The sequence below is a fragment of the Asticcacaulis sp. genome, from assembly GCF_020217185.1.
GTDB lineage: Bacteria > Pseudomonadota > Alphaproteobacteria > Caulobacterales > Caulobacteraceae > Asticcacaulis.
The window spans coordinates 1-10,000 of the sequence record NZ_JAIWNX010000172.1 but is presented as its reverse complement, the minus strand read 5'-3'; the positions used below and the strand labels follow the sequence as shown (position 1 = coordinate 10,000).

Here is a 10,000-nt window from a genome sequence, read left to right as displayed (position 1 = left end):
GAACGCAGCCTCGACGCCGATCTGGGGCTGGCCTTCGCCCGCGACAGCCAGAGCGTCCTGCGAGACGATCTGCGTATTCTTGTCATGTCGGCGACGCTGGACGGGGAGCGGGTCCGCAGCGTCTTACCCGATGCCGAGGTGTTTCATTCGCTGGGTCGCGCCTTTCCGGTGACCACCCACTATACCGGCCGCGATCAGACGCTGCGGCTGGAAGAGGATGTGGCGAAGGTCGTGGCGCGGGTGGCGGCTAAGCTGACGCCCGAGCGCGCCGAGACGATGCTGGTCTTCCTGCCGGGGCAGGGCGAAATCCACCGCGTGGCGACTCTGCTGGCCGAAAAGGGCCTGCCGCCCTTCATCGAGGTGCACAAGCTGTATGGCGCGATGGAGGCGAGGGATCAGACGCGGGTGCTGGCCAAAAACGCCCCCGGCACGCCGCGCATCGTGCTGGCCACTGCCATTGCCGAAACCTCGCTGACGCTCGACAAGGTGTCGATGGTGGTCGATAGCGGCGTGGCGCGGTTGGGGCGCTTCGATGCGGCGCGCGGCGTGGTGCGCATGGTGACCGAGCGCGTCTCAAAAGCCGCCGCCGATCAGCGGCGCGGGCGGGCCGGGCGGACGCAGGCGGGCGACTGCTACCGCCTGTGGGACGAAGAAAATGACCGGTCTTTGATCCCCTTTGCGCGGCCGGAAATCCTCGATACCGACCTGTCGCGGCTGGTGCTCGACCTGCGCCTGTGGGGGGCAAAATCGACCGACGGATTAGCTCTGCTCGACCACCCGCCCAGAGCCGCGTTACAGGAGGCCGAAAAGCTGCTGCGCGGGCTGGATATCCTCGACGCAAAGGGTGAAGTCACGCCGCACGGTCGGCTGGTCGGGCGGCTGCCCATGTCGCCGCGTCTGGGGCACATGCTGCTGCTGGCCGCGCGTGACGGCCTGAGCGATCAGGGGGCAGCGCTGGCCGTTCTGTTGTCAGAAAACGGTCTGGGGGGCAAGGCCACCGATCTCGACCTGCGGCTGGAGGGCCTGTCGAAGGACCGTTCGCCCAAGGTGACGCAGGCGCGGCAACTGGCGCAGACCTGGGCGCGTCTGGCCGGGCAACTGGTGCGTGACGTGCCAAAGGACGCAGCGTCGGCGCAAACCGCCGTCAAATCGGTGCATGCCCTGCTGGCCGAATGTTTCCCGGAGCGCGTGGCCAAGGCGCGGGGGAAGGCCGGGGAATTTGTCATGGCCAATGGGCGCGGCGTCTATGTCGATGAACATGATCCACTGGCGCGCGCGGCCTATATCGCCGTCGGCGATCTGGGCGGCGGGGCCGGGCGCGACCGCGTGCTGCTGGGGGCCGCCCTGAGCGAGGCCGAGGTCATAAGCCTGTTTGCCGACCGACTGGAAAAGCGCACCGTGCTGGAGCGCTTTAATGGCCGTTACCGCGCGCTGGCGCAGGTGCGATTCGGTGAACTGATCCTGTCGAGCCAGCCTTTACCCTCCGTGCCGCCGGAATTGCTGATTGAGGCTGAGGCTGAAGAAATCCGTACCAAGGGCCTGAAAGTCCTCAAATTTTCCGAAAATGCCGAAAACCTGCGCGCGCGCGTCAATTTTCTGCACGCGCAGGACCCCACCTGGCCCGACCTGTCGGATGAGGCCCTGCTGAGCGGTCTGGCCGACTGGCTGGGGCCCTATGCCGCGGGGCGGCCCCTGCTGTCGCTGACCGCCAGCGACGTGTCTCAGGCCCTGCTGGGGCGACTGGATTATGACCAGCAACGCGCGCTTGATACACTGGCGCCCGAATACTGGCGGATGCCGACGGGGTCGAATATCCGCATCGACTATGGGGCCGAGGGCGGGCCGAGGCTGGAGGTGCGGGTGCAGGAGCTTTATGGCGTGACGCAACACCCCGTGGTGGGACCGCAGCGGACGCCGCTGACGCTCGCCCTGTTGTCGCCGGCGCATCGACCTATCCAGATTACGAAAAATCTCCCCGCCTTCTGGGACGGCTCATGGGCGGAGGTGCGCAGCGACATGAAGGGCCGCTATCCGCGCCACGTCTGGCCGGAAAACCCCCGCGATGCCGACCCTACGACGCGGGCCAAGCCACGCGGCACGTAAAACTACCTTCTCATACTTCACGTATAAGCCAGAGGAGTTGCCATGATTACCGTCCATCACCTGAATAATTCGCGTTCGCAGCGCGTGCTGTGGCTTCTGGAGGAACTGGGGCTCGACTATGAGATCGTGCGCTATCAGCGCGATCCCGACATGTTCGCGCCGCCCGAACTGAAGGCCATTCATCCGCTCGGCAAGTCGCCGGTCATTACCGATAACGGTCTAACCATCGCCGAAACGGGCGCGATTGTGGACTATATTTTGGACACCTATGCGCAAGGACGACTGGTGCCCGAAGACCCCAAGGCGCGGCTACAGATGCGCTACTGGCTGCACTACGCCGAAGGGTCGGCCATGCCGTTATTGTTGCTGAAACTGATCACCAGCCAGCTTCCGGCCAAGGTGCCCGGGCTGATACGCCCGATTGCCGGGCTGATCGCCAAGGGACTAGAGGCCAGGATGGTCACGCCGGGCCTGAAGACGCATCTGGCCTTCTGGGAGGCATCGCTGAAGGACACCGGCTGGTTTGCGGGCAACGCCTTGAGCGCCGCCGACATCATGATGAGCTTTCCGGTCGAGGCGGCGGTGAGCCGCGCCGGAGCGGGACAAAGCGCGGTATTGCGGGGCTTCGTCGAACGTATCCACGCCCGCGAGGCCTATCAACGCGCCCTGTCCCGTGGCGGGCCTTACGACTACGCCTGAGTCTTGGTCGTGGTCGTCTTGGTCTCGTGGTTATGGATGGGCTTCGACTGATCGTCCTTAACGATGACGACGCAGCCCGACAGGCTGGCAGCGAGGACGGTGAGGGCGGCCACTTTGAGGATAAGCGATTTCATGTCTGATCTTTCTGGGTAAGGGGAGGAAGGAACGGCGGTTTATCCGCGCGTTTTAAGGGTAAGAGCGCTTTTGGGCTGCAAGGCCTGGCTGTCGTCGGCCTTCCCTTCCAGATACATCAGGCATCCGGAAAGCGTCACGGCCACAGCCGCTACCGCCAGAAGTTTCAAGGTCAGTTTCATTGGTGTTGATCCCATTGTTGGTACAGGGGACCAAGCACCCAGCCCAAGCCCCACCCAAGGCATACTGCCCTGAATCTGAACGCAAACTGAATGACAAATATGTAATGAAACCCGTCTGTTCGATGGACCGGCTAATACCAACAGCGATTGATTTGGACTCAATCGCTGTTGGCAAGGGCGCCCGTCCGCCCGAGCCTATGCGAGGAGCCATGCGGCGCTTGAGCTGAAAAAATGCTTATACCAAGGGTCATTATTTATGACCTTTGGTATAAGAGGTGACCTACAGGCCGCAGGCGGCGTAGATCATAATGCCCGTGGCCACCGAAAGATTGAGGCTGTCGGCCCGTCCGCGCATCGGGATCTTGACGTGCAGGTCGCAGGTATCGGCAATCTCCGGCGTCAGTCCCGATTGTTCGGTGCCCATCAGCAAAAGCGTCGGGCGTTTGTACGGCGCGCTGCGGTGATCGTGTTTGGCGGTCAGTAAGGTGCCGACGACGGAGCCGGTCCAGCGGCCGCGATCGGCGATAAATTCCTCGCGCGTGCATTTGACGATCGGCAGGGCGAAGATCGAACCCATGGTGGCGCGCACGGTTTCGACGCTGAACGGATCGACGCAATCCCCGATCAGGATGACGCCGCCGATGGCTGCGGCGTCGGCGGTGCGGATGATGGTCCCCAGATTGCCGGGATCGCGCACCTGCTCCAGCGCCACCCAGACCTCATGGCTGTCCGGGTCGATCTCCGACAGACGCCGGATGCGCTGGGCAAAGACCGCCAGCACCATCTGCGGATTTTCCTTGCGTGAGATTTTTTCGAGGATGTCGCGCGTCACCTCAAGCACCTGCCCGCGGGCTTTCAGCGTCTCGTCAATGGCGCGCTGAAGCAGCGGATGGTGGTCGGCGTCCTTGCCATAGATCAGGATTTGCGGCGCGATCTCCTGATCCAGCGCGTCGATAATGATCTTCAGACCTTCGGCCAGAAACTGCTTGGTGGACTCTCGCTCCTTGCGCATATGCAGGGCGCGGATGTCCTTGATCTTCTGGTTGGTGAGGGAAGTAATCTGCTTTATAGACATGAGCTTAGACCGGGTCCTTCATCCAGCGCGCAAAGAAGGACATGCCGAATTCGCGCGGGGCGATCAGCGATGGCTTCGCGCCTTTGGGAGTCTTCGGGTCTTCGCACAGGGTCAGTTCGCCATAGTCGATACGGCCGGGACGCTGGCCAATGGTTTCGGCCATCAGATGCGCCAGCGCCGGGCCTGAGACGCGCGCCGCGTAGGCATTGAGCAGGAAGAACGCCGCGTCATCCGACAGAAGCTGCGCGCACAGGTCGAGCAGTTCGGGCAGGTCTTCGAACAGCCGCCACACTTCGCCGGTCGGGCCGCGTCCGTATTTCGGCGGATCGAGGATAATGCCTTCGTACTTGGAGCCGCGCTTGACCTCGCGCTGCACGTATTTGCGGGCGTCTTCGACGATCCAGCGGATGGGGGCGTCCTCCATGCCGGACAGGGCGGCATTGTCACGCGCATAGGCGACGGACTTTTTGGAGGCATCGACGTGGGTGACACGCGCGCCGGCGGCGGCGCAGACAAGGCTGGCCACGCCTGTATAGCCAAACAGGTTGAGGACGCGCGGCTGATCGTTGCGCGCTTCGATGGCGGTCTTCTGCCACGCCCAGTTGGCGGCCTGCTCCGGGAAGAAGGCGAGGTGACGGAAGGCGGTGAAGCGCCCGTAGAATTTGACGCGGTCATAGCCTAAGGCCCATTGCTCGTCCGGGCGGCGACGGAAGGACCAGCGGCCGCCATCCTCGTCCTCGTTCTCGGCGTCGAAAACCGCGTCGGCCTTGTCCCACAGTTCGGGATATTTCGGCGACCACCAGCATTGTGGCTCCGGCCGGATGACCAGATAGTCGCCATAGCGTTCGAGTTTCAGCCCCTTGCCGGAGTCAATCAGGGCATAGTCGCGCCACGGCAGGGTGCGCAGGGTCAGGGGCGTCGGGCTGATCTCGGTCATGCGCTGGCCATACCGCCCGCCGCCGCCTGCGTCAAATCTTCCTGTCAAGGCTATGACGGGTTTGTCACCGCGCCCCCGGTTGGTGCGTGCTCGGTCTTGTCCCAGTGGAAAGGCCGAACGACAAGCTGATAAAGTGCATACAGCGCACCGAAGGATTGCAGGCCCCAATAGACAGGCAGCCCCAGACGATCCCACAGGCTGAGTTTCAAACCTGCGCGTCGGGCGCCGGTATCGAGCGCGATCTGCGCAAAGCCCATCCCGCACACCAGAAGGATCAGATCGGGCAAGGCTACGCCGCCAAGATCGGGTTGCCACAGATGCAATAATCCCTGACCGAGCGTGAGTGCCATGAACGGGGCGTAGCACAGGGCCGAGAAGACGTTCAGACCAAGACTCAGCATCAGACCAAGAGCCGGCATGACGGGTAAATCGCTCGGCCTGCGGGTGTGCACCAGCAGGGTTTGCATATGGCCCTTGATCCAGCGCGTGCGCTGAGGCAGCCAGGTGCGTGTATCCTCAGGCGGGCTTTCACGGGTCGGGGCCTCAATCAGGCCGCAGCCATAGCCAAACCGCACCAGGCGATAGGCCAGGTCGGCATCTTCGGTGACATTATGGGCATCCCAGGCTCCGACGGCTTTCAGCGCCGTGGCGCGGAAATGGTTGCTGGTGCCGCCTAGCGGGAAGGTCAGGCCGAAACGGTGCAGGGCCGGCAGCAGCACGTCAAATTGCACGGCGTATTCGGCGGCGAACTGCCGCGCGATGAAGCTGCGTGCCCCGGCGGGCCTCAACGGGGCCTGAAGGCAGGCGATGTGTGCGGGCAGGCCGGCAAAGGCGGCGGCCGCTTCGCGCAACTGCGACGATGCCGGGATGTCCTCGGCGTCATAGATGGCCACCAGATCACCGCGCGCGCGGTTCAGGGCAAGGTTCAGGGCACGCGGCTTGGTGCGCGGCGTGCCGCTTTCGACCCGCACAACGCGCATATGGTGGCGATGCGGATGGCGGTCGCGGTCCAGAAGCGGCTCAAAGGCGATCAGCGTTTCGGCATCATCGTCTTCGAGCGCAAACAGAATTTCCAGTTTGTGACGCGGATAGTCGAGGGCTTCGAGGGCGGTGATCAGTTGCGGCGCTATGGCCGCTTCCTTGTACAACGCGACAATCACCGTATAGACGGGCAGCTGGCTATCGGTCAGGGGCGGGGCGCTGTGCGGTGTGCGGCGGGTAAGAGAGGCGATCAGTCTCACGGTCGCATTTGTCATGAATAGCGACCAGCACAGACCGTAAAGGCATGGCGTCATCGCATCGAACGCCAGCCACAGACCGATGATGAGCGTCAGGCTTAACACCATCAGCGCCGCCCACTGCCAGACGACCGGGGGTGATTGCGCCGAAAAACGCGGATCAAGTGCGGCTATGCCTCTTGCGGAATCGGAGACGACGTATAGGTTCGGCCGCGCGCTGTCGGCGAGGGCCGCGTGTTCGACGGCTATGCGTTTAGGTTCCGGCGGCATGTCTCCCCCCACGGCCTGAGGGGCACAACTTAAGACCGAAAATAGCCCTGTGGATAACTAACCCAAGGTGGTAAACGGGATGAAAAATATCATCTTCTGGTTGATTTTGGGCTGGGCAAGCCTTTTTGCGTGTGGCGCCTGGACTAAACCTCTGCGTGTTGTGTCGCTGGACATGTGCGCCGACCAGTATGCGCTGGCGCTCCTGCCCCCTGACCTTATCCTCAGTCTGTCGCCACGCGCGCGCCATCAGGACAGTTTCTACCGCGCGCGGGTCGGGGCGATCCCGCTGCGTCGCCCGACGCTGGAGGCGCTGCTGGCGCTGAAACCCGATGCTCTTGTCCGCACCTGGGGTGGCGATGCCCGACTGATCAAACAGGCACAGGCACACGGCATAAAAATTATACAGATCAATGAGATTTCGACCTTTTCTGAGGCGGGAGCCGAGGTCAGAAACGTGGCGGTGCAACTGGGCGTGCCACAGGCTGGCGCACGCGAAGCGCAAGACATGGCGGCGGCTCTGGCAAAGGTGCCGGTGCCGGAACGTCCGCGAAAGGTGCTCTACTACACGCCTTCCGGCTATTCGGCGGGGGCCGCGACCTGGGTGGGTCAGGTCATCGGCGCGACCGGTCACAGGCTGGTGGCGTCGCAACCCTATTTCTACTATCTGTCGCCCGAAGTGTTTTTAAGCGAAAGGGCGGAGGTCTATGCGCTGGGCTTTTATGAGGATGCCTACGCCATGCGGCGGGCGCCGGGGCGGCATCCGCTGGTGCGGGCGCGAATCGAGCGGGCGGCGCACGTGACCATCCCCAGCCCGATGCTGGCGTGCAGTGCGTGGTACGCGGCGTTTGGCCTGCCTGAGCTGGCGGAGAAAATATCTTGAAAATAGGGATCATTCTGGCCCTTTCGGCGGCCCTGTTGCTGGTCCTGCTGATGGGCATGGGCGAGGTGGCGCTGAGGCCCGCCGACTATGCCGAGGCCTTGCACGCGCCCGGCAGTCTGGCCGGTGAAATCCTGTGGCAGATCCGCCTGCCGCGTAATCTGTGTGCGCTGCTGGTCGGGGCCATGCTGGGGGTGGCCGGCGCGGTGGCGCAGGGCTATTTCCGCAACCCGCTGGCCGAGCCAGGCCTGATGGGCGTGTCGGGCGGGGCGGGACTTGGGGCAGCGGTCGCCATCGTGCTGGGGCTGGGCCTGACGCCCGGCGCGGTCGAAGGCTTTGCCCTGCTGTTTGCCGGTGGCGTCTCGCTGATTATTCTGGCCTTTGTCAGCCGCTTTCCGGACCGGCAGGCCCTGATTCTTCTGGGGGTCGGATTGTCGAGCCTGACCGGGGCACTGATGGCGCTGGTCTTCAATCTGTCGCCCTCGCCGGTGACCACCGCCGAAATTCTGGGCTGGATGATGGGATCGGTCGAAAACCGTAGCTGGACGGATGCGGCCATGGCGGCGGGCGGGCTTCTTCTTTCGGCTCTGCTGCTGTGGCGGGTGGGGCCGGGTCTGAGGCTCCTGACGCTCGGCGAAGACACAGCGCGCTCGCAAGGCGTCGATCTGCGCCAACTGGCGGCCCTGTCGGTTGTCGCCATCAGCGTGCTGGCCGGGCTGGCCGTCGCCGTGTCGGGGGTGATCGGTTTTGTCGGGCTGGCCGCGCCGCATCTGGTGCGGGGTCTGGGCGTGCGCGACCCCTATCGGCTGATCGCGCCCTCGGGACTGGCGGGCGGGGTGATGGTGCTGCTGGCCGATGGCGCGGTGCGCCTGCTGCCGACCTCGACGGATATTCGACTGGGGGTGCTGACCTCGCTGATCGGCGCGCCGCTGTTCGCGATTCTGGCCTGGAAAAGCGCGAAGGAATGGGTGCAGGGATGATCGAGACACACAGCCTTAGCGTCCGTCTGGGGCAGACCGAAGCCGTCCGCGACGTGTCTCTGCGCTTCGAGCCCGGACGCCTTTACGGGCTGGTCGGGCCGAATGGGTCGGGCAAGACAACGCTTTTGCGGGCGCTGGCGGGGTTGGTGGCGCCGTCGGCGGGAGGCGTGCGGATCGACGATCGCGCCCTGTCGTCCTTATCCCTGTCCGAACGGTCCGCCTGTATGGGGTATCTGCCGCAGGCGCGCAGCATCAGTTGGGACCTGACCGTGCACGAGATTGTGCAACTTGGCGCGCAGCGCTTTCGCGATGCCGACGCGCGCGCCGAGGCGGCATTGCGTGAGGTGGGCCTGAGCGAGGCGGCGCATCAGCGGGTCTTTTCGTTGTCGGGCGGGCAAAAGGCGCGGGTGCTGCTGGCGCGGCTTCTGGCGACGGACTGTCCGGTCCTGCTGCTCGATGAGCCCCTGACGGCGCTTGATCCGGCCTGGCAGCGTCAGGTACTGGGCGTGCTGAAGGCCGCTGCCGCGCGCGGCCACATGGTGATCGCCAGCCTGCACGATCTGGGGCTGGCGGCGGCCTTCTGCGATGCGGTGTGCGTCATGCACGACGGGCGCGTGGCGGGGTTTGGCGCGCCTGAAGAGGTCTTTACACCGTCTTTGCTGGCTGAGGTTTTCCACCTGAACGGTGGGTTCCGTGCCAGTGATGACGGCCCCGCCCTGCACCTTGCGGCCAGTCCGGTCAGTTCCCTGACGTCGCTTTCAGCTCATTATAGTTGACCGGTCCGGTCGGCAGGCTGCCCGTATCCTCGCTGTCGCCCGTTTGCGGTGTGTAGGCGATGATCATGCCGCGTTTCAGGTCGGCCATCGGCGTCAGAGGCGCGGTGCCGCCATTGAGGCGGGCGCGATAGACGGCGTTGTTTTCCATCACCCGCATCATGTAGTTGCGCGTCTCTGTAAAAGGCGCACATTCGATAAACGCGATGGGGTCGGCTGTTTCGCCGCGCGGATCGCCGCAGTCGATGATCCACTGCGGCGGACGGTTTGGCCCGGCATTGTAACCAGCGGCGGCCATGACGTAGGACCCGCCGAAGCGATCCACCAGTTCCCCGAGGTGATAGGCCCCCAACTGCATATTGTAGTCGGGATCGTACAGCATCGAGTCGGAATAGGTCAGCGACATGCGCCGCGCCACGCCCTTTGCGGTCGGTGGGATAAGCTGCATCATGCCGCGGGCATTGGCACCAGAGCGCACCATCGGGTCAAAGCCCGATTCCTGACGCGTGATGGCCAGTACAAACGACCCTTCGGGCGATTTGACAGCGGGCAGGGCACGCAGCGGATAGGCGCGTTCGGGCAGGTAGAAGCCGCGTTGCTGAGAGACGCGCGCCGCGCGCATGGCCAGATCCTGCGTGCCATAGGTACCGGCCAGATCGACCAGCAGGGCCTGCTCCTCGGCGGATGGCAAAACGTCATCCAGCGCCAGAATCAGGGCGTTGAACAGGTCGCGC

General features: G+C 64.1%; 11 protein-coding genes. 5 read left to right on the top strand and 6 right to left on the bottom strand.

What is annotated here, in order from left to right:
• On the top strand, positions 1 to 2,103 hold a 2,103-nt coding region (gene hrpB / locus LDL37_RS08535; protein ID WP_290796754.1), incomplete at its 5' end, for an ATP-dependent helicase HrpB.
• Between the two features lie 42 nt (positions 2,104 to 2,145).
• Positions 2,146 to 2,802 carry a glutathione S-transferase gene (locus LDL37_RS08530; RefSeq protein ID WP_290796752.1) on the top strand — a complete coding sequence of 219 codons (657 nt, stop codon included), beginning with the start codon at positions 2,146 to 2,148 and terminating at the stop codon, positions 2,800 to 2,802.
• Here LDL37_RS08530 and LDL37_RS08525 read toward each other — a convergent pair.
• The 5 genes from LDL37_RS08525 to LDL37_RS08505 form a co-directional block, all read right to left on the bottom strand.
• Positions 2,793 to 2,936 (bottom strand): hypothetical protein, encoded by a 144-nt coding sequence (locus LDL37_RS08525; RefSeq protein ID WP_172961272.1) that lies wholly within the window; start codon positions 2,934 to 2,936, stop codon positions 2,793 to 2,795. The two genes, LDL37_RS08530 and LDL37_RS08525, sit on opposite strands and share 10 nt — an antisense overlap.
• A 39-nt stretch (positions 2,937 to 2,975) precedes the next feature.
• Positions 2,976 to 3,116 carry a hypothetical protein gene (locus tag LDL37_RS08520; RefSeq protein ID WP_290796748.1) on the bottom strand — a complete coding sequence of 47 codons (141 nt, stop codon included), beginning with the start codon at positions 3,114 to 3,116 and terminating at the stop codon, positions 2,976 to 2,978.
• Between the two features lie 280 nt (positions 3,117 to 3,396).
• Positions 3,397 to 4,191: an RNA methyltransferase gene (locus LDL37_RS08515; RefSeq protein WP_290796745.1), complete on the bottom strand. Its 795-nt coding sequence runs from the start codon at positions 4,189 to 4,191 to the stop codon at positions 3,397 to 3,399.
• A gap of 4 nt (positions 4,192 to 4,195) precedes the next feature.
• Positions 4,196 to 5,128, bottom strand: a complete 933-nt coding sequence (locus LDL37_RS08510) for a class I SAM-dependent methyltransferase (RefSeq protein WP_290796743.1) — start codon at positions 5,126 to 5,128, stop codon at positions 4,196 to 4,198.
• Positions 5,129 to 5,178: 50 nt separating this feature from the next.
• Positions 5,179 to 6,636, bottom strand: a complete 1,458-nt coding sequence (locus tag LDL37_RS08505) for a glycosyltransferase (protein WP_290796740.1) — start codon at positions 6,634 to 6,636, stop codon at positions 5,179 to 5,181.
• Between the two features lie 79 nt (positions 6,637 to 6,715).
• Here LDL37_RS08505 and LDL37_RS08500 point away from each other — a divergent pair, with 79 nt between their 5' ends.
• Genes LDL37_RS08500 through ccmA form a run of 3 tightly spaced genes read left to right on the top strand, consistent with a single transcriptional unit; the run spans position 6,716 to position 9,269 of the window.
• The gene (locus LDL37_RS08500; RefSeq protein WP_290796737.1) at positions 6,716 to 7,516 is read left to right on the top strand and encodes an iron ABC transporter substrate-binding protein; all 801 of its coding nucleotides are present in this window, start codon (positions 6,716 to 6,718) and stop codon (positions 7,514 to 7,516) included.
• Complete coding sequence (locus tag LDL37_RS08495) at positions 7,513 to 8,493, top strand: iron ABC transporter permease (RefSeq protein WP_290796734.1); 981 nt, start codon at positions 7,513 to 7,515, stop codon at positions 8,491 to 8,493. The genes LDL37_RS08500 and LDL37_RS08495 overlap by 4 nt, the downstream gene beginning before the upstream one ends.
• Complete coding sequence (gene ccmA, locus LDL37_RS08490) at positions 8,490 to 9,269, top strand: heme ABC exporter ATP-binding protein CcmA (protein ID WP_290796731.1); 780 nt, start codon at positions 8,490 to 8,492, stop codon at positions 9,267 to 9,269. The genes LDL37_RS08495 and ccmA overlap by 4 nt, the downstream gene beginning before the upstream one ends.
• Here ccmA and LDL37_RS08485 read toward each other — a convergent pair.
• On the bottom strand, positions 9,232 to 10,000 hold a 769-nt coding region (locus LDL37_RS08485; RefSeq protein ID WP_290796728.1), incomplete at its 5' end, for a lytic transglycosylase domain-containing protein. The genes ccmA and LDL37_RS08485 overlap by 38 nt on opposite strands.

Excerpts from the sequence above, each read along its gene's own strand:
- LDL37_RS08530 (WP_290796752.1), top strand. The coding sequence starts at position 2,146 with ATGATTACCGTCCATCACCTGAATAATTCGCGTTCGCAGCGCGTGCTG.
- LDL37_RS08525 (WP_172961272.1), bottom strand. The coding sequence starts at position 2,936 with ATGAAATCGCTTATCCTCAAAGTGGCCGCCCTCACCGTCCTCGCTGCC.
- LDL37_RS08520 (WP_290796748.1), bottom strand. The coding sequence starts at position 3,116 with ATGAAACTGACCTTGAAACTTCTGGCGGTAGCGGCTGTGGCCGTGACG.
- LDL37_RS08515 (WP_290796745.1), bottom strand. The coding sequence starts at position 4,191 with ATGTCTATAAAGCAGATTACTTCCCTCACCAACCAGAAGATCAAGGAC.
- LDL37_RS08510 (WP_290796743.1), bottom strand. The coding sequence starts at position 5,128 with ATGACCGAGATCAGCCCGACGCCCCTGACCCTGCGCACCCTGCCGTGG.
- LDL37_RS08505 (WP_290796740.1), bottom strand. The coding sequence starts at position 6,636 with ATGCCGCCGGAACCTAAACGCATAGCCGTCGAACACGCGGCCCTCGCC.
- LDL37_RS08500 (WP_290796737.1), top strand. The coding sequence starts at position 6,716 with ATGAAAAATATCATCTTCTGGTTGATTTTGGGCTGGGCAAGCCTTTTT.
- ccmA (WP_290796731.1), top strand. The coding sequence starts at position 8,490 with ATGATCGAGACACACAGCCTTAGCGTCCGTCTGGGGCAGACCGAAGCC.